Raw genomic sequence first — 20,484 nt, forward strand, 5'->3', positions numbered from 1 at the left:
TTACAGATCTAGAGTTTTTAACTTCTGAATATATTTACCTAATATATCAAATTCTAAATTGATTTTTGTTCCTTTTTTGATTTTATGGAAGTTAGTATTCTCATAAGTATAAGGAATAATGGCAACGCTGAATTGTCCTTTAGCATCATCAACGACAGTTAAACTAGCACCATTTACACAAATAGAACCTTTTTCTACGGTGAAGTTCTTCGTAGAAGGGTCGTATTCAAAAGTAAATCTCCAGCTTCCTTGCTCGTCTTGAACATTGATACACTCGCCAATCTGATCGACGTGACCTTGGACAATATGACCATCAAAACGACCGTGAGAAGGCATACTTCTCTCTAAGTTGACAACATCGCCTACTTGCCAATCGCCTAAATTTGTTTTCTGAAGAGTTTCATGAATCGCTACTACTTGATGTTTTTGACCATCAATGTGCGTTACGGTAAGACAAACCCCATTGTGAGCTAAACTCTGATCAATTTTTAACTCATGAGAAATCGGTGATTCCACAGTAAAAATTGTATTCTCTTGGTCTTTTGTTATATCGGTAATCTTGCCTAAAGCTTCAATTATTCCTGTAAACATTTTAATTATTAAGGGTTTTGTGATTATTAAAATACAATTTAGTCAAAAATCGTCATAGATATTTTACTTTTAGGGATTATTCATCACTAATATTCTAGAACAGGATAATTTGATGATAAAATTTGATACTACCCTCTCATAAGTTCCTTTTCTCATCTTGATATGGAACTAAACCAAGGTTAAAAAATGACAGTTACTAACAGCGATCAAAGATATGAGATTGTAAAAAGCTTAATCGAACAGGAAGACTGGGAGGCTTTAAGCGAAGTGATTGAAAAATTACCTACTGTTGAAATCGTTGAAATCTTAGAAAAGATAGACGAGGAACATCAGTTGGTTGTGTTTTCTCTATTTTCGAAAAAAGAGAAAGCACAGATTTTTGGTGAATTACCTGCTGATGAACAGTATTACTTTTTCCAGCATTTAGATAAGCGAGATTTCTCTAAAATATTTCAGGATATGAGGTCGGACGAAAGGGCCGATTTTTATCAGGATTTATCTGTTGGAGAACAATCAGCATTATTGCCTTATTTGAATAAACAGGTAAGGAGTAATGTATTGGAATTAAGTGGCTATGAGGCCGATTCTGCTGGTGGTATTATGACCACTGATTTTGCAACGGTGCGAAATTGGATGACTGTCAGACAAGCGGTAGATAAGATCAAACTCGATTCTCCGGGTAAAAAAATGATTTACTACGTGTATGTAGTAGATAATGAAAAAACGCTTCTAGGCTTTGTTACATTAAAGGATTTAATCCTAGCGGAGTTGGATGATAAAATCGAAGACTTGGTGCATGTAGACTTTGTTGCTGCACAAGTAGACGATGATCGAGAGAATGTGGCCAAGATGATTGAGAAATATAATTTGGTCGCATTACCTATTATCAATATTGAAAGAAAGCTATTGGGTATTGTACGACATGATGACGCCATTGATGTCATCGTGCAAGAGCAAACCGAAGATATGGAACGACTCATGGGTATTCAGCCAAGTGCAGAAGCTGATGAGGATGAAGGCTATTTGGACTTATCCGTTTTTAAACACTTCAAGAAAAGGGTGGTGTGGTTAGTTTCTTTAGGTATTATGGGCATGATATCCGGTCTAATTTTGCATCACTTTGAAGAGGCATTGGACAAGATGGTGATATTGGCTCTTTATATGCCCATGTTAGCTGATACTGGAGGAAATGCAGGTTCTCAGGCATCAACGGTAGTTATTCGAGCACTTTCGTTAGGAGAAGTTCGATCCAAAGATTGGTGGCTTATCACTTTTAAGGAGATGAGAATATCTTTGCTATTAGCCATCTGTTTATCTACAGTCGCATGCATTAAGGTATTTGTATTGTCCTACGATGCAGTATTGCCAGGACATTTAACGCTAACGTATGTAGCATTTATAATATCATTGGCATTAGCCCTTCAAGTAGTGAGTTCAACGTTAATTGGAGCAGGTTTACCACTTATTGTAAGAAAATTTGGAGGAGACCCAGCGGTAGTGGCCAGTCCAGCCATCACAACTATTGTGGATGTTACTGGCCTTTTAATCTATTTTAGTTTAGCTACAGCCTTTTTATTGAACTGATTTTAGTTAGCAAATTCTTCTTTAGAAATATGTATGGTAAAATCGATGGATATTTTATCCTTCACTTTTACCATACCCATCATTTTTTGAGGGGGTTCAAGGTTATAATCCAAGATAGAAAACTCTCCTAGACCACTTAACTCGTATTTACCATCAGATAGTTTTTTAACCTCAGCCTTAAACTCTTGAGGGTTGCTCAATTCACCAATTGTTAGAATTAGATGTACATATGCTTTTTCTTTTTCAACTACATCACGTTCTAATCCTGTAAACTGAATATAAATGGATGAATTGTGTTTATAATCAAGTAATTCTCTGAATTCTTTAGTCATGAGTTTAATACCACAATCAAATTTTAGAATTTCTAAACTCATTTTTTTGTGGTTGATTACTTGAAAATGTTCGTTACTTCTTTCTAAGCAAAAATTAGAGGTCAATGAGGCGTCAGGAACGTAATCACAATCAAATGTACTGACGTTGGTTTTCCCTAGGATAGAAATTGGTGTGATGTCAAAGTTTATAGAATAACTTCCATCTTCGATTTCTGTTTGAGCTGTTACTTTAGTTGTGAGAATAATAAATAAGCATAGAATTATTCTCCTCATTTTTAGTTGATACATAAGTAGGATAATCTGAAGTCCTTATTGTAGTTGTTAAACCTTAATAAGCAAAAAAAGAGGCGATTATCCGAATTAGTTAAGAATCCTTTTGAAATTATCTTGATTTCATCTTTTAGTACTTTTCCCTTATTATTTTTTACTGCTTCAACAGGCTTAAAAAGTATCTAAATTGCAATAAAAGTGAATTGAACTGTATTATTGTAGCGATTCTTTGCATTCCTTAATAAATACCCTTTAAAATTAGTACTTGAACTTTACCTTAGCTAAATTTACAACAAGAACTATTGAAGCAAGAGACCTATATTTTCTTCATCTATGAAAGTTACATTTCTACAGATTTATCTTGTTTATTACTCTTGCTTGAGACCTAAAATATTTTTTTGATGATGTACTATTTGATGCTCGAAGTTTTTATTTTCGGGTATATCTTAATTGTTCTCGAACACAATATCCATATCAATAAAGCAGCAACTGCGTTAATTATGGGAGCTGGCCTCTGGGCATTGTATGCTATTGGTGCGGATGATATTCTACAACTTGGTTTTAGTGAGTCTTGGAAATTATGGCTCGATGGTGGTGGCGAAACTGGACATGAAGGAATTATTCATTTCATTGTTCATCACGAATTAACCGAACACCTTTCGGAAATTGCCTCTATTGTCTTCTTCTTAATGGGAGCCATGACAATTGTAGAAGTAATTGATGAATACCAAGGTTTCCGAATTATTACCAATAGGATAAAAGTGACTCAAAAATCGAAGTTATTGGTCATTATGTCCCTATTAACCTTCTTCCTTTCTGCAGCATTAGATAACCTTACCACTACAATCGTAATTGTAGCCGTCCTCAATAAACTGATAAAAGACGATGAGACGAGATGGTATTTTGCAAGTATGGTAGTGATCTCTGCCAATGCAGGCGGTGCTTGGTCACCAATTGGTGATGTTACCACTATCATGTTATGGATTGGAGGACAGATTACAGCATTAAAAATTATTGAAGAGATCTTTATGCCTTCATTGGTGGCCATGGTTCTTCCAATGATCGTTTTAGCATTCAAACTCAAAGGAGAAATTGATACTCCCGATATTCATGAAGATGAGAATACAGCTTTTATTAAATTAAGAGATAGAATTATTGTACTTGTAATGGGTATTGCAGCGTTATTGTTTGTGCCTGTTATTAAGTCTTACACTCACTTACCTCCATTTATAGGAATGTTGTTAGGTTTAGGTGTCATGTGGTTTATGACTGACTTCAAATTGCATAATAAAACAGCCCATGATAAGAGAAAGTTGAATGTAGGTCATATCTTGAAAAAGATTGATATGCCAACTGTATTGTTCTTAATGGGTATTCTATTAGCTGTAGGTGCATTGAGTAGTGCCGGACACTTAAATGTATTGGCCGGTTTTATGCAAGAACACTTCACTGATATTTACCTTCAGAATACATTAATTGGTATCTTATCTGCCATTGTTGATAACGTACCTATCGTCGCAGCATTTATGGGAATGTATCCAATTGCTGAAGCAGGTGCTACAGGAGAAATGACCAACTTTGTAGTAGATGGTAAATTCTGGGAAATGCTAGCGTATTGTTCAGGTACCGGTGGTAGTATTCTAATTATCGGATCTGCAGCAGGTGTTGCAGCAATGGGTATGGAACATATTTCATTTACTTGGTATTTAAAGAATATCGCTTGGATTGCCGCTTTAGGTTATCTAGGAGGGATATCTTTATTCTACTTAGAGATGTTATTCATGTAAAATATAAAGAGTTAATTTAATTGTAAGGTTGCTGTTTCTTTGGAAGTAGCAGCCTTATTTTTTTGTCTTACTCCTACCTCCTCACTCCTAATTCCTAACTTATTATTCTTGTTCAAATCAAAAAGTTATTCACACATCGTGTTGGTAACTTATTTTTTATTTAAAAATTTAAATTTTAATAAACATTCAAAAAAATAATGTTTAAATTTCATGTACCAAGACTTATTCACAAGAAAAACTGTCTATGAAACGATTGTTGATATTCCCTTTAATATGCTTAATTACAATAAGTTGTTCTACAAAAAAAGATACCAAGAAACATGAGAGTGTTGATAACTTTTCAGAAGGTATTTTTCCTAAAACTATAAGCCATAACATTGAAACCACATCCGGTATGGTATTCACACTTACGGAAGAAAAACTTAGTCACAGTGTGAGTAACATTTCGATTCAAGGAATTAACTTTCCGAATTCAATGGAAGTAATTTCTGTAAATGATACAGATCCCATCGAGCAGTTTAATGTGATGGATTTAAATAATGATGGATTTGAAGAAGTGTATATCACTCAACGTTCTGCTGGTTCGGGGGCTTATGCAAAAATTATTGGTATTGCCTCAATGCGGGACAATAGTTATGGAAGTATTTATGTACCTCCAATTTCTGATAATGATGACCTGTCGAATGGTTATATGGGTCATGATGAAATAGAATTTACAAAGAAGAACATTATCAGAACATATCCTGTTTATAAAGAATCTGATTCGAACGCGAACCCTACTGGAGGACAAAGAAAGGTTCAATATGAATTAATAACTGGAGAAGCAGGGTATATCTTAAACCCTTACGAGTTACAAATGTGATACTCAATATAGTTGTTGTATATTTGTGCTTTAAATAATCTAATTTATTAACCTTATATGAAAACTTGTTTTCTAAAAACAAGCTTATTTGTTATGCTTGTTATTTTCTCTTTTGCCTGTAAAAAAGAAAAAGGAGAGGGACCCATCATTTCGAAAGAATTATCGATAAGCACTTTTAAGAAAGTAAATAACTCTGTAGCTACTGAAATTCTTATTGAATACGGTACTGAACAATCTGTAACTGTGGATGCAGAACAAAATGTACTTAATGCTTTAAATACAGCAGTATCTGATTCTACTTGGAACATTAGTTTGAGAACAACGATAAGAGATTACACTTTAAAAGTAAAAATCGTTACTCCAGAAATCGATGCTTTTACAACTTCTGGAAGTACACCAGCAACGATTAGTGGACCACATTCTTCTAATGGAGATTTTGCAATAACAGCTTCAGGTTCTTCTACTATTGAGGTAGATGGTATGAATGCAATAGTTGGTGATATTACATTGGAAGCTTCTGGAAGTACGACCATGAATCTAAATGGATTTGATGCTCGTTCGTTAAGTACAAATACATCAGGAAGTGGTACATTTAATTTTAATGGAACGACCAACTTTTTTGCACTATTAACTTCTGGTTCTACTCGAGTTAATGCATTTGATATGACAAGTAGAGTGGCTGAAATTAACTCCATTGGAAGTACAAAAATCCAGTTAACTGCGACGGAAGAAATTAATGGAAGTTTATCTGGTTCATCAATTCTAGAATATAAAGGTGGAGCATCTGTAGCTGGCTTAACTGCCACTGAAGGAGCAGAAATCAGAAAAGTTGATTAATTGATAAAAACTTACATAAAAAAACAACCCAACCGAATGCACCTCGGTTGGGTTTGTTTTTATACCTAATAACGGAAATAATTGTTATTGGCATACTATATATTTATACACTAAACTTAATTATTTGTTCCACTTCATGTATGGATATTTAGCTGTCTCAGTCTGACGGATTGTTTTACCTGGATTAACTTCTTGAGCTTCGCCTAATGTATTAACACCTGCTTGATTTTGAACGTGATATGCTCCTTTACGCTTCTTAGCAGTCACATCTTCTTCATGCATAACAGCTAACTTTGTATCTTGTTGAGCTATTGTTGTTGTCTTATAACTTTTACGAATATTTTTTTGAGGATTATCTGCATTTGCTGTAACTGTAATACCTGCAATTAATAAAGCGATAGCAATGATCTTCTTTTTCATGATGTTGATTTTTAAAGGTTTATGTTGTTTCTAATTACAAATATATATACTTCAAAACCTTACATTACGTTACCCTATTTTACCTAATAGAAGTTAACGTATTAACATTTTCTGAACCAACATTATGCACTACTAATTTAGTCACTTTTTAGAGTGGTATTGATATTTTAAAGGGGTGTTAAAGGCGAATTAAAAGTAATCCTTTTTCTCTTAATTGTTTCCAAGCATCGCTTTCAAAGAGTTCTTCTCGATCAAACCCCGTTTCTTCTTCAAATGTATCACCTACTTTTTGGATAGAAGAAAACTCTCCTTCTTGATATATACTGAATTCCTCAATTTGCTGAGCAATGAATTCAGCCAATACATCAGAAGTTTCAATCACCATATCTTCTTTCTTATTGATAAAGATTAATTCTCCCCAACCTTCGTCTTCATCAATTTCTACCATTGGACTTTTACCTAGCCATAATAAGGAGTATTTAGGCAGTTCAATATCAGCTTTTATCGTTTCAGTTAAAGCTTCTTCTATCAGATCAGGAGCAAGAGTAGTAGAGGATACAGAGAAGTCGAACCAATTTTGCACGGGTAAGTCCAGCTCTAATCCATGCATAAAATTAAAGATAGAAGTTTTGAGTCCTTTACTGAATCGATCGTGTTTTGCTCCTGTTGGATCTTTGTGAGGTAAATCGTTCCAAGCAAACCCTTCGAATTCAAATTCTTCCTTTTCTACTTTATATTCTTCTGGGTTTAGACCAACTGGGGCGTGAGCGGTCATGGCAAATTGATGCCAAAAGCCTGAATGAAGACACTTTTGCGCAAACATCTGTCTCACTACTTCCAATGAGTCGATCGTTTCTTGTGTATTCTGAGTCGGGAATCCATACATTAAGTAAGCATGCACCATAATATTCGCATCACTAAATGCCTTGGTCACTTGTGCCGCTTGTTTGATAGTCACCCCTTTCTTCATCAGTTTTAGTAGACGATCGGAAGCGACTTCGATTCCTCCAGATACAGCAACACAACCTGATGCTGCTAGAAGTTTACACAAATCTGGAGTAAAAGTTTTTTCAAAGCGGATATTACCCCACCATGTAATTTTAGTTCCTCTTCGGATCAACTCAATGGCGATATCTCTTAAGGCTAGAGGAGGTGCGGCTTCATCTACAAAATGAAATCCAGTTTGCCCTGTCTCTTTGATGATCATTTCGATGCGATCCACAATTAAAGCGGCAGGAGCAGGGTCATAGCGACCAATATAATCAAGTGATATATCACAGAAAGTACATTTCTTCCAATAGCAACCATGGGCTACCGTTAATTTATTCCATCGGCCATCGTTCCAAAGACGATGCATAGGGTTGGCTACATCAATAACAGATAAGTATTGATCCAATGGTAAATCGCTATAGTCCGGAGTGCCCACTTCTGCATGAGTAATGACATCCTGCACTTTTTGATCGATGTATTTTACCTCTCCAACATCAGATAGTTTGAAGGTACGCTGAAGTTGTACTTCGTTTTTCTCTCCTTTAATGAATTTCAGAAGGTTGAATAAAGGACCTTCACCATCATCTAAAGTGATAAAATCAACATAATTGAAAACACGAGGATCTCTTAACGTTCTTAGTTCAGTATTGGGGTAACCTCCACCCATCGCTACTTTAATGTTTGGGTAGTTGTTTTTGATGTACTGTCCGCACTTTAAAGCACCATACAGGTTTCCAGGGAAAGGAACCGTAAAAGCAACAAACTCTGGGTCGAATAATTGTAGCTTTTCTTCAAAAATTTCGATTAACCACTGATCCAAAAGGTGAGGTTCACCTTCTATAGCTTCTTCAATAGGCGTAAAACTAGTGGCCGACATCGCAATTCTTTCGGCATAGCGTGAAAAGCCGAAATCTTCGGTGATGGTTTCAATAATAAAATCTCCTAGATCCTCTAGGTAAAGCGTACTTAGGTAGCGGGCTTTATCATTTATCCCCATGGAACCGAAAGTCCACTCTACATTATCGACATTATTAAATCGAGAGGCACGAGGTAGAAAATCATCCTGACAAATACTGTGTGCTAATGTATTGTCTTTATTTTGGAGAAATTGAATAACAGGCTCAATGGTTTCAAGATAATCGTCCTGAAGCATAAAGATTCTTTGAACGTTATCACTTGTCTCTTGAATCACCTCTTCTGCTTGATCAAAAATTTGAGTTAAACCATCGGCACTAAATATTTTTAATACCAGCTCCAACCCAAGATCAATTTGATGAGCATCGATGTTTTGCTCTCTCAAAAAGCCCTTAAGATAAGCCGTCGCCGGATAAGGCGTATTTAACTGCGTAAGCGGAGGTGTAACTAATAATGTTTTGATCATGCGATTATAAATTCCAAAAGAGTGGTCTTAAAATGAATAAGACTGATATTCAAACAACAAATTTAAGGGGATGATGTTGGAGTTGATAATTATAATTGTGAAAATTTATTTATAAAAAAGAGGCTATTCCATTTTTGTAATGAAATAACCTCTTTAATATATTTTTTGATAGCAAAAATTAAGGAGCAATTGCTTTTGCGTCTTTATCAGCACCTAATGATAATGCTTCTTTCTCTTGCTTAAGCGTTTCTACCACTGTTTTCTGAATTTCAGCAGCCTCATCAACTCTATGGTTTAAATAGAAGTTGTAGCTTTTGTTGAATACTGCAGAATCAACATTATTATTGGTGTAGATATCATCTTGTAAAGCAACGTAAGCATTCATCGCCTCATCTTTTGGAAGATGCTGTGTTGAAACTGTAGCTTCAGCTTTATAAAGATCGATTAATACTTTGACCATAACATCTTTAGATAAAAGGTCTGCAGGTGCTTGCGCCTTTTCTTTAGGTGCACAGCTCACGAGTATTAAACCTAATGCGAGTACTTTCAATATTCTTTTCATATGGCAAAAATATCGAATGACAACATAACTAAGAATCATATAATGTTAGTAGTATGTAAAAATGTGGTTAAATAGTGTTAAATGAGCCTCTAAGTTGTACACAAAGATCAGGTTGAAGTAAATTTGGTAACTGGGAAAGTCTAAATTTTAATGAATGAAAGAATTACTGAAAAAGTTAAGGAAGTACGAAATCCGTATTCGCAAGGCGATCAACTCGCACATGCAAGGGGATTTTCATTCTGTATTCAAAGGGTCCGGTCTGGAGTTCGATGATGTACGCCTTTATCAGTATGGAGACGATATTAGACATATCGACTGGAATGTGAGTGCAAAAGGACATGGTACTTTTGTAAAAACATTCAAAGAAGAAAAAGAACAAAACGTTTTCTTCGTAGTCGATGTGAGTGCATCTCAGGACATTGGTAAACCGAACAGGAAAAAAATAGATATATCAAAAGAAATTGCAAGTGTATTGGCTATGTCTGCCTTAAAAGAGGCAAGTTCTGTAGGCCTATTGTGTTTTTCTGATGATAAAGAACGCTATGTGAAACCCAATAAAGGGAACAAACATGCGTATCAATTGATAGGCGAGTTATTTCGTCTGAAGCCTAAATCGCCTAAAACGAATATCAATAGGGCATTGGGTCAAACATTATCCATGATTAAAAGGAAAAGCATCATTATTGTTATTTCCGATTTTGTGGATGAAAACTACGAACGTCACCTAAAAGCATTGTGTAGAAAGCACGACCTTGTGGTCATTCATGTAGGTGATGATCGAGAAACTACCTTCCCAAGAATTGGTATCGCCCCACTTTATGATAAAGAAGCTGGGAAAACAATTTGGGTAAATACTTCATCTCGTGAGTTTAGAAACAATTTGGATAAATTCTATGCTCAAAACAGGTTGGAGTTAAGTGACCTAGTCAGAAGGAACGGTGGAAACTATACTTTTATAAATGCACAAGAGGATTATGTACCTAAACTTGTTCAGTTATTTAAAGTAAGAAACAGCGGAAGAAAATAAACGAATCAAACGAGCATCAAATCGTGATGAAAAAATACTTAAGCTTATTTTTTACATTATTCTTGACTCAGTCTATTGTGGTGAATGCACAGTCTGAGGATCAAAATTTACCTTACGGTAGATTTTTCGGGGATAGTATTATGCTTGGAGAGGAAATAAAGTACTCATTAAGGTACGAACATCCTCCAGAGGAAGAGGTCTTATTTCCAGACTCAACCTATAATTTTGCTCCTTTTGAATTATTGAGCAAACAAAATTTCAATACAAGAACATTAGGTAATGTAAGTGTCGATTGTGTAGTGTACTCATTGGCTACTTACGAAATCGATTCGGTCTATGAATTGGGATTACCTGTAATGAAAAGAGCTGAGGGAACTACAGATTCCGTTTTTGCAACTCTTGATGGCATCTTCCTTAGAGAAATGATTCCAGTGGTATCAGACTCTACGAAAATTATTGCGGATGTCAACTTCCTTGATCTGGAGACTCAATTCAACACGCCTTTACTATTAATTATTCTAGGAAGTATTGTTGTGCTTGCTCTTTTATTCTTATTGATCTTTGGTAAACGCATCAAAGAAGGATGGAGAAAGAAAAAGGTACAGAAACAATACGATGCATTTAAATTATCATTTGATAAATACTTGCAGCAAGATATGGATAGTAAATTGACAGAAGACGCCGTAGCCGTTTGGAAAGCTTATTTGTCAAAAGCCATAAAAATAGATATTCAGCCTTTGACTTCAAAGGAAACAGGTAAAGCATTACATTCTGAAGAGTTAGAAAAACACCTTAAAGTATTAGATAGAGTGATCTATTCTGGACAAGGAGGAGAGGAAGCTAAACCTGTCATGAAGTACTTGGATGAAATTGCCACAAAAGGTTACGCACATGCGATGGTCAATGACCCTGTGAAACCTTTTGAAATTGAAATGAACGTAGTCGTTCAAGAAGAAACAACAGAAGATAAAGAGTAAAATTACTACAAGCAGTAATTATGTACGAAGATATATTGTCATTACATTGGTTTAAACCATCAACACTAGCCAATTTTGATTGGGAAAATTTTGATTATCTCTATTTCATTTTAGCGATTCCATTATTATTTCTATTGAGATGGTTGTTGCGTTATAGAGTACGTCAGAAATTAGATGTAGCCCTTCCAGAAGGAAGGCTTCAAGCAGATTGGAGTACCTTCCTAAGATTTTTACCTCCATTATTTTTAAGTCTTGGAATGGCGTTAATGATTATCGCGTTAGCAAGACCTCAGAAAACAAACGAACAGGTAGAACAGTGGTCGGAGGGTATCGATATCATGTTAATTCTTGATATTTCCCACTCGATGAAAATCGAAGACTTTGTTCCTAACCGAATGGAGGCAGCCAAAAAAGTAGCCACTAAATTCATCGATGGCAGGGTTCAAGATAGAATTGGTTTGGTCATCTTTTCAGGCGAAGCCATTTCTTATGCACCTTTGACGACCGATTATACCCTTCTAAAAGATCTGGTAACGGATATTGACTTCAACATGATCAAGAAGAATGGTACGGCAATCGGATTAGCATTGGGTGTAGCCATTAACCGAATGAGAGAGTCGACGGCAAAATCAAAAGTAGCTATTCTATTATCCGATGGTGAAAATACCGCAGGAAGTATCGACCCAAAAACCGCCGCTGAATTGGCATATGGTTATGGAGTAAAAGTATATACAATTGGTGTCGGTAAAGAAGGTAGAGTACCTTACGGAACTGATATGTTTGGTGTACCTAAGTATATCGAACAACATTTGGATGAAACGGCCTTGAGAGACATAGCAAGAATTGGTAAAGGAAAATATTTTAGAGCAACAAATAATAAAGCCTTAGCTAAGATCTTCGATCAAATTGATAAGTACGAGAAAGCGGAAATAAAAGAGACAAGATTTAAAGACACCAAAGATTATTATCATATTTATTTGATATATGGATTGATTTTTTTCCTAATTTGGTTGGCATTAAAGAGTACTTTCCTTACGAACGCACTAGAAGATTAATTCTCAAGAGATTAAATGGAGACAAGACGCTGGCATCTTATTTTTGGTTTTACCATGCTATTCATCTTATATGGTATTGTACTACTTAATATTCAGGTATTAAGTAGTGAGTATAAAACCATGTCTGAAGCGAACATTGTAGACCGTCAAGTAGAATACCCTCTTCGTGGTATGATTTACGATAGGAATGGTCAACTTTTAGCGTCGAATGCTGCTGTTTTTGATATTATGGTTACGCCAAAATATTTTAAACTGGCCGAAGAAGATTCAGCAATACTTGCAGGTATGTTGGATTATACCATTGAAGAATTGCGATTCAACATCAAAAAAGCTAGAGGATATTCTTGGTTTAAACCTTCTGTTTTAAAGAAGCAGATCAGTCAAATAGATTACGCTAGAATCCAAGATAAAATCATCCGTTTTAAAGGAATTTCCATTCAGGCAAGAACGATTCGTTCCTATCCTCATAAAAGTTTAGCCAATGCTTTAGGCTATGTAAAAGAAGTATCAAGATCCTATTTAGAAAAAGATACCACTAAGTATTATCAAAGTGGTGACCTTATAGGCATATCTGGCATAGAGAAATTTTACGAAAAGCAATTAAGAGGGCAACGTGGAGTAAGCTACGTGATGAAAAACGTAAAAGGAGTAGTAAAAGGTCCTTATGCTGATGGTAAATTAGATACTATTCCAAGAGTAGGTGCGACATTAACTTCATCCATAGATCTTGATTTACAGAAATATGGAGAGGATTTGATGGTGAACAAAAAAGGAGCAATTGTCGCTATTGATCCTAGCACAGGAGAGATTTTAGCCATGATTTCTGCACCTTCTTACGACCCGAATGAATTAACTGGAGAGGGTAAACGAGTTTCTAAAAACTACAGTAACCTTTCAAGAGATAAAAACAAGCCTTTATTCAATAGATCCATGCAATCGAGGTATCCTCCTGGGTCTACCTTTAAGACGGTAATGGCCATGATCGGCCTTCAGAGAGGAGTAGTTGATACCACCACTACATACTTTTCTTGTAACAAGCGACTTGTAGGGTGTCACGAACATGCTAGTCCATTAAATGTTCGTGGATCAATTGTCAACTCGTGTAACCCTTGGTATTACCAAGAAATCCGAAGGTTGATGGATGATGAAGGGAAAAGATACCAAACATCAGATCGTTTAAGAGAGACCTTGGATGAATGGAGAGACGAAGTAAAGGGCTACGGTCTAGGTGTCAAATTAGGTGTAGACATGCCTTATGAAAAAGGTGGTCTAGTGCCAAGCTCAAGACTATACGATAGAATTTACAAAGGCGGAGGATGGAAAATCAGTACTATTCATTCTATTAGTATTGGTCAGGGTGAAGTATTGTCAATGCCTATTCAGTTGGCCAACTTAGGTGCGATTATAGCGAATAGAGGACATTATTACACTCCACATATTATCAAAGATGTTGGAGGTGAAGGTCCGTTGGAACAATATAAGGAAAAGCATACGGTAAATGTTAAGCCAGAATATGTAGATCATATTGCTAGAGCCATGGCTGATGTGCCTAGAATTGGTACAGCAAGAAGAGCATTTAGTAACGATATTGTGATCTGTGGTAAAACAGGTACAGCACAAAACCCTCACGGTGAAGATCACTCGATTTTTATGGGATTTGCTCCGTTACATAACCCTAAAATCGCCATTGCAGTGTATGTTGAGAATGCGGGTTTTGGTGGTACATGGGCCGCTCCAATCGCCTCTCTAATGATGGAAAAGTACGTGAACGGAGAAGTGAAACGTGGCTACCTAGAGAAATACGTTTATAGCGGAGATTTAATTGCTAAAGAAGAAGCAAGAAAAGAACGTGAGCGTAAACTCAAAGAATTAAGAGAGAAAAATAAAGCGAGATATAAAGAGATTCAGGCGCGTAAGGCGAAACAGGATTCTGTGAAGGTGACGACTTCTGACTCGGAATAAGGGGGGAAATGAAAAATTAAAAGTGAAAAGTGAAAAACGTGGTTAGTTGTTTTAACGCTCGTTTTTTTATCGTGATATTAATTCATGAGTTTTTAATGCCCCTAAGAGTGATTTATAATGCACTTAAACCTACCTTAAAAAAAACTTTCTTGAAATCTTCTAGTTTAGATCCCTTTCATAAAAAAGAGGTCGGGAGACCTCTAACGTTTTTCAGGTACAAATGTCGCTAGCACTTAACATTTGTGCCAGCTTAACTTCTTCCCTTTTACCTTCTAAACACCCAAAGGAATAAATTCCTGGGCTTTCGATACGCTAAACATTTTAACGGGCATTCTAAGTTATTCCCTATTAGTTATTACTTAAAAAAAACGAGCGTTTTTTCGTACACATTATTGTAACTAACTACGTTTTTCATTTTTAACTTTTCATTTTTAATTTAAAAACGAGCGTTAACTTTGCCCCTAGCTTCCCGGCATAATCCCCTTACTATAAATCGTATCCTTCACTACTTGTTGATATAAACGACCAATAGGAAGCATTTTACCGCTTTTTAATTCTACTTGATTTCCCTCAATAGCATTTACTTTATTAAGCGAGATTGCGTAAGAGCGGTGTATTCTAATAAAATCGTTATCGGGTAGGGTTTCTAGAATTTTAGTGAGGGTATAATGAACTACCAATTCTTTTTCTTTGGTGTACACTCTTAGATAATCCTTTAGGCTTTCCATATATAGAATGTCGTCTAAAAGAATCTTGACCATTTTCTTTTCTACTTTAAGGAAAATGAAAGGAGGTTCATCAGATGTTTTTGGTGTAACCCTTGTTGGTTCAGGTGGAGCGGAAGAAGTGACCTCCGGTGTGCCTTTATGTGCATTTTCAGCCGCCGCTTTAGTATTGATTAACTGAGAAGCTTTATTGGCTGCTTTTAAGAATCGTTGGAAAGAGATAGGTTTTAAAAGATAATCGAGTGCAGAAATTTCGAAACCTTCTAAAGCATACTCACGGTAAGCAGTAGTTAAGATAATTTCTGGTTTTTTCTCTAAAGATTTTACAAAATCGATTCCCGTAAGCATCGGCATGTTGATATCTAAAAAGATAAGATCAACGCTATTATTCTGTAAGACGTTAAACGCATCAATAGCACTTTCGCAAGTGGCAATAATTTCAAATTCATCAAGACGTTGCAGATAATTTTCAATTACCTTAATTGCTAAAGGTTCATCGTCTACAATCATACATTTTATCTTACTCATCTCTTGGAATTTTAAGCGTTACGTTAAATTTATCATCACCATCTAGAATTTGAAGAGTATATCTATCATCATAAAGTAACCCTAATCTTCTTTTGGCATTGGATAGACCAAATCCACCTTTTTTAATAGTTTCATTAGAAGTTTCTGAAAGTACAAAAGGTAGTTGTATTTGATCGATACTTGGATTCTCTACTTCAAATGTGATAAAATCATCTGATATGATCAAATTTAAGTCAATCTTGATTTGATTGAGCTTATTCTTTACCCCATGTTTGAAAGTGTTCTCAATAAATGGTAAAAACAATAATTGAGGAACACGGACTTTTGTAGCATCACCCTCGATATTAAAGGAAATATCTAAACGTTTTCCAAATCTCAGCTTCTCTAAATCAAGATAATTTTTCATATGATAGAGTTCATCATCAAGATTTACGCGGGTTTCTTTTTGATAGAGCATGTAACTCATCAATTCGCTAAGCTTCATCACTGCATCTGGCGCCTCATCACTTTTGTCTAAAGTAAGAGAATAGATATTATTTAATGTATTAAAGAGAAAGTGGGGTTGAATCTGACTTTTTAAAAGACTCAACTCGGTCATCATATTCTGTTTTTCGAGCTCTCTGGTTTTTCTTTGGTTGGCGATCCAATTTCTTGTTAAAGCAATGGAAGTGGTAATTCCTAGTACATATAACTCTCCAGTGATAATAGCTACAACATGATTTACACTAAGAATTTCTGCTTGTGCACCCGCTTCGGGCCATACAGGTAATAGGAATTGTTGGGTAAGAAATACCTTTAAGTACATCATGGCTGTTAGAGACGCACCCAAATGTAGTAGATAGCCTACATACTTTTTAGTTGGGATGTACTTTGGTAGTAGATAATAGGCATGGTAATACGATAATGGAATGTGTATCGCAAAACCAATTAAGTTGGATTGAAAAGAATATGGATAGTCATCGTAATAACTTCCCCAACGTAAACCATTCAATACATAATAGCAAATCCAAAAAATGCTATGATGAATTAATGGTTTGTTTAGTTTTAAAGACATTGATAAAGGTAGATTTTCGAATAAATTCACCTGTCTATCGAATAACGTTTGTTTAGAATTTGCAGCCATTGTTTAACAGAATATTTTTAAACATTAGCTAAATAGAAGTTAAACGTATGATAAACAATTAAATTAGATTATTGCATTAAATCTAGGTTTTTATGACGTTCATATGGGGTTGAATGCTGTTTGTCCTAAAAATAATGCAGTATATCAATAGTTAACTACTGTTAATCTATTTTTTTAATTTTTCACAAGTGTTAGATATACATTTACGATATCAAGAAACTGCGAAGGAGTGTTTCCTTCGTTTTGTGGATCAAAAATAACAAATATTACTCTGATCTACACGTCTGTTCATCTAACCTTCAGTTCAATATGAAATTCAGACTACTAACACTTTTATCAAGTTTGCTCTTACTAGCAAATGTAACCCTCGCTCAAGATAAAATTATAGAGGGTGTAGTTACAGAATCGGGATCGTCCGACGGTTTACCTGGTGTAAACGTTTTACTTAAAGGTACATCTACTGGTACAACTACAGATTTTAACGGTAAATTTAGTTTATCGGTACAAGAGGGTGCTACTTTAGTATTCTCTTATGTAGGTTACGTTACACAGGAAGTACCTGTAGGTAATCAAAGCAACTTCAATATCTCTCTAGAAGTTGATGCAGAACAATTAGAGGAAGTAGTAGTTACTGCTTTCGGTATGGAAAGAGAGACAAAAGCATTAGGGTACTCTGTTCAAGAGGTAAAAGGAGATGATTTAGCTATCGCTAAAGAACCAAACGTAATTAACAACTTATCTGGTAAAGTTGCAGGTGTACAAATTACTAAAACTGCAGCTGGTGCGGGTGGATCTTCTCGTGTAGTTATTCGAGGTAACTCATCTTTAACTGGTTCTAACCAACCACTTTATATTATTGATGGTGTGCCAATCGATAACTCTTCATTCTACTCAGCTCAGGGTTCTTACTGGGACGGTGGTATCGACTATGGTGATGGTATCGGTGATATTAACGCTGACGATATCGAAACGTTATCAGTGTTAAAAGGTCCTGCTGCAGCTGCATTGTACGGTTCTAGAGCAGGTGGTGGTGTAATCGTTATCACTACTAAAACAGGTAAAGCAAAAGAAGGTATTAGCGTAGAATACAACGGTAACTTTACTTTTGAAAATCCATTAGTAATGCCATCATTCCAAAATGAATATGGTATCGGTACTTTCGGAAACATTCCTAATCCAGATGAAATTAGAAATCCAGAAGTTTCTGGTTCTAGCTGGGGTCCAAGAATGAACGGTCAGTCTTATGTAGACTGGACTGGAAACCAATCAACATACACTGCACAACCTGATAACGTAAATGACTTCTTCCAAACAGGTTCTACAATGACTAACTCAATTGCAGTATCTGGTGGTTCAGAAAATGCAGATTTCAGAATGTCATATGCTAACCTTCAAAACAGCGGTATCATTCCAACAAGTTCTTACGAAAGAAATAACTTAGGTTTGAGAGGTCGTTTAAGAAGCAAAAAATTCACTTTCGACACAAAAGTAAATTATGTAAATGTAAAGGGTAACAACAGACCTTATATGGCTGAAACAATGGAAAACCCAATGTTTACGTTTATCCAAATGCCAAGATCTATTCGTAATTCAGATCTTCAGAACAATTACTTAAGAGACGGTGAGCACTACAACTATACTGAATCTCCATTTGTATTTAACCCTTATTTCTCGATTAACAAATCGCCAAACTGGGATGAGAAAAACAGAGTAATTGCTTTAGGTTCAGTGAAATATGACCTTACTGAAAACTTAAGTTTCCAACTACGTCACACTGCAGATATTTGGCAGCACGAAAGATATAAGACAGCTCCAAAAGGACAAAATGTATATCACCCTCCAGGAAGATTGTCAAAAGACTTGTATAACGTACAAGAGCAAAACACAGACTTCTTAGTAAACTTCAAGAAGGATTTTGATAACGAATTATCATTCAATGTTTTAGCAGGTGGTAACTTATTAAAGCAAAGAGTAGTACACAATCAAACAATTGCGAATGCATTGTTAGAAAAAGATTGGTATAGCTTCAATAATGCTGATGGAGGTACTTCTACTACAGAGCACTTAACAGAGAAAGAAGTTCAATCATTATATGCTCAAATGAGTGTTGCTTACAAAAACATGTTATTTGTTGATGTAACAGCAAGAAACGACTGGTCTTCTGCATTACCAACTCACAAGAGTGGTTACTTCTACCCATCAATCACTGGTGCATTTGCATTCTCTGAGATGATGAACGTAGATGAGTCGATCTTCACATTTGGTAAAGTTAGAGCATCATATGCACAAGTGGGTTCAGATCCTAATCCTTACTCTCAAACATTAAATTACTCTGTAATTACTCAAGATGTAATTAATGGTCAGCCAGCAGGTTCTATTGGATCGATTAACAATAGAGGTGATGACAACTTTGTAGGTCTTGTAGATCCGAATATCGAGCCAGAGAAAACTACTTCAATCGAATTGGGTGCTGACTTGAAATTCTTAAATAACAGATTAGGAGTAGACATTACGTACTACAATGCAGTAACAAGTAATCAAGTAATTCCAGTATCACTTCCTTATACAGCAGGTGCACATTCAGTAGTAATCAACCAAGGTTCGATGAGAAACAAAGGTATTGAGGTTTTAGTAACTGCTGATGTATTCAAAAAACCTTCAGGATTTAACTGGAACATGGGTGTGAACTTCACTAAGAACAATAACACTTTAGAAGAATTGTACGAAGAGGAAGGTTTAACTCAGATCTTATTAAACAGATCTGCAAGAGGTGAAGCAAACATTTTTGCTGAAGTAGGTAAGCCTTACGGTGAAATCAAAGGAGCAAAATTAGTAAGAGGAGCAAATGGTTTACCTCAATTAGATGAGGATGGCAATATCATGTTAGATGCTGATGAGACAGGTAACGGAATGCTTTCATTAGGTAACATCACTCCAGACTACATGATTGGTTTCACTAACACATTTACTTATAAAAACATCATGTTAAACATAGTTGTTGATGCTAAAGTAGGTGGTGATATGTTCTCTTACTCTAACTTCTCTATGCACCAAAATGGTAACCACCAATTAACTGCAGAGCAAAGAAATGCAGGTGGTGTTAAAGTTGTAGATGCAAACGGTCAAGAACAATTAATGGATACACAAGAATATTACCGTCAAGTTGGTCAGAATAACGTAGCGGATGACTTTGTAACAGATGCTTCTTATGTGAAATTAAGAGAATTAAGCTTAGGTTATAACCTTCCAACTAGATGGACTGAGAAAGTATTCGTGAAACAAGCTTCATTATCATTCGTAGGTAGAAACTTAATGTTCTTCTACAATGGAATGGACGGTATCGATCCAGAATCGATTGTATCAAGAGGTATGTTAGGAATTGAGTATGCTGCACTTCCTTCGACAGCAAGCTACGGTTTCAACTTAAACCTTAAATTCTAATAGATTAATGTAGGATAGGTAAGGCAGTTA

16 protein-coding genes are annotated in these 20,484 nt (G+C 35.6%); 9 read left to right on the plus strand and 7 right to left on the minus strand.

What is annotated here, in order from left to right:
* A complete protein-coding gene (locus KMW28_RS01135) occupies positions 1 to 591 on the minus strand; it encodes a riboflavin synthase (protein ID WP_066210848.1) in 591 nt (196 codons plus the stop codon).
* A 186-nt stretch (positions 592 to 777) separates the two neighbouring features.
* Between KMW28_RS01135 and mgtE the strand changes: the two genes are divergently transcribed.
* Entirely contained in the window at positions 778 to 2,175 is a 1,398-nt protein-coding gene (gene mgtE, locus KMW28_RS01140; protein ID WP_066210846.1) for a magnesium transporter, read from the plus strand.
* Positions 2,176 to 2,177: 2 nt separating this feature from the next.
* Here mgtE and KMW28_RS01145 read toward each other — a convergent pair whose 3' ends face one another.
* On the minus strand, positions 2,178 to 2,780 hold the full coding sequence (locus KMW28_RS01145; protein WP_066210844.1) for a YceI family protein: 603 nt from the start codon (positions 2,778 to 2,780) through the stop codon (positions 2,178 to 2,180).
* Between the two features lie 398 nt (positions 2,781 to 3,178).
* Between KMW28_RS01145 and nhaD the strand changes: the two genes are divergently transcribed.
* The 3 genes from nhaD to KMW28_RS01160 all read left to right on the plus strand — a co-directional run bounded on the left by nhaD (position 3,179) and on the right by KMW28_RS01160 (position 6,263).
* A complete protein-coding gene (gene nhaD, locus KMW28_RS01150; protein WP_317171262.1) occupies positions 3,179 to 4,564 on the plus strand; it encodes a sodium:proton antiporter NhaD in 1,386 nt (461 codons plus the stop codon).
* 394 nt (positions 4,565 to 4,958) lie between these two features.
* Positions 4,959 to 5,426, plus strand: coding sequence for a hypothetical protein (locus KMW28_RS01155; protein WP_158297719.1), 468 nt, complete (start codon positions 4,959 to 4,961; stop codon positions 5,424 to 5,426).
* 93 nt (positions 5,427 to 5,519) lie between these two features.
* Positions 5,520 to 6,263 carry a GIN domain-containing protein gene (locus KMW28_RS01160; RefSeq protein WP_169664840.1) on the plus strand — a complete coding sequence of 248 codons (744 nt, stop codon included), beginning with the start codon at positions 5,520 to 5,522 and terminating at the stop codon, positions 6,261 to 6,263.
* A gap of 120 nt (positions 6,264 to 6,383) precedes the next feature.
* Here the strand turns inward: KMW28_RS01160 and KMW28_RS01165 are convergent, their stop codons facing one another.
* The 3 genes from KMW28_RS01165 to KMW28_RS01175 form a co-directional block, all read right to left on the minus strand.
* Complete coding sequence (locus KMW28_RS01165; protein WP_169664839.1) at positions 6,384 to 6,683, minus strand: hypothetical protein; 300 nt, start codon at positions 6,681 to 6,683, stop codon at positions 6,384 to 6,386.
* 178 nt (positions 6,684 to 6,861) lie between these two features.
* A complete protein-coding gene (locus KMW28_RS01170; protein ID WP_169664838.1) occupies positions 6,862 to 9,054 on the minus strand; it encodes a B12-binding domain-containing radical SAM protein in 2,193 nt (730 codons plus the stop codon).
* Positions 9,055 to 9,232: 178 nt separating this feature from the next.
* Positions 9,233 to 9,616 (minus strand): DUF4296 domain-containing protein, encoded by a 384-nt coding sequence (locus KMW28_RS01175; protein WP_158297718.1) that lies wholly within the window; start codon positions 9,614 to 9,616, stop codon positions 9,233 to 9,235.
* Positions 9,617 to 9,770: 154 nt separating this feature from the next.
* Between KMW28_RS01175 and KMW28_RS01180 the strand changes: the two genes are divergently transcribed.
* The 4 genes from KMW28_RS01180 to mrdA are packed head-to-tail and all read left to right on the plus strand — an operon-like array spanning position 9,771 to position 14,637.
* Complete coding sequence (locus KMW28_RS01180) at positions 9,771 to 10,643, plus strand: DUF58 domain-containing protein (RefSeq protein ID WP_066210834.1); 873 nt, start codon at positions 9,771 to 9,773, stop codon at positions 10,641 to 10,643.
* Positions 10,644 to 10,669: 26 nt separating this feature from the next.
* Entirely contained in the window at positions 10,670 to 11,620 is a 951-nt protein-coding gene (locus KMW28_RS01185) for a hypothetical protein (RefSeq protein ID WP_169664837.1), read from the plus strand.
* Positions 11,621 to 11,640: 20 nt separating this feature from the next.
* Positions 11,641 to 12,675, plus strand: coding sequence for a vWA domain-containing protein (locus KMW28_RS01190; protein WP_066210830.1), 1,035 nt, complete (start codon positions 11,641 to 11,643; stop codon positions 12,673 to 12,675).
* 15 nt (positions 12,676 to 12,690) lie between these two features.
* Positions 12,691 to 14,637 (plus strand): penicillin-binding protein 2, encoded by a 1,947-nt coding sequence (gene mrdA / locus KMW28_RS01195; protein ID WP_169664836.1) that lies wholly within the window; start codon positions 12,691 to 12,693, stop codon positions 14,635 to 14,637.
* Between the two features lie 461 nt (positions 14,638 to 15,098).
* Here mrdA and KMW28_RS01200 read toward each other — a convergent pair whose 3' ends face one another.
* Both KMW28_RS01200 and KMW28_RS01205 read right to left on the minus strand, forming a co-directional pair.
* Complete coding sequence (locus KMW28_RS01200; protein ID WP_169664835.1) at positions 15,099 to 15,890, minus strand: LytR/AlgR family response regulator transcription factor; 792 nt, start codon at positions 15,888 to 15,890, stop codon at positions 15,099 to 15,101.
* On the minus strand, positions 15,883 to 17,013 hold the full coding sequence (locus KMW28_RS01205) for a sensor histidine kinase (protein ID WP_169664834.1): 1,131 nt from the start codon (positions 17,011 to 17,013) through the stop codon (positions 15,883 to 15,885). Before KMW28_RS01205 ends, KMW28_RS01200 begins: the two co-directional genes overlap by 8 nt.
* Positions 17,014 to 17,322: 309 nt before the next feature.
* On the opposite strand from KMW28_RS01205, the gene KMW28_RS01210 reads away from it, so the two are divergent.
* Entirely contained in the window at positions 17,323 to 20,454 is a 3,132-nt protein-coding gene (locus KMW28_RS01210) for a SusC/RagA family TonB-linked outer membrane protein (protein ID WP_169664833.1), read from the plus strand.
* Positions 20,455 to 20,484 lie beyond the last annotated feature (30 nt).

Origin of the sequence: Flammeovirga yaeyamensis (assembly GCF_018736045.1) — a bacterium.
GTDB lineage: Bacteria > Bacteroidota > Bacteroidia > Cytophagales > Flammeovirgaceae > Flammeovirga > Flammeovirga yaeyamensis.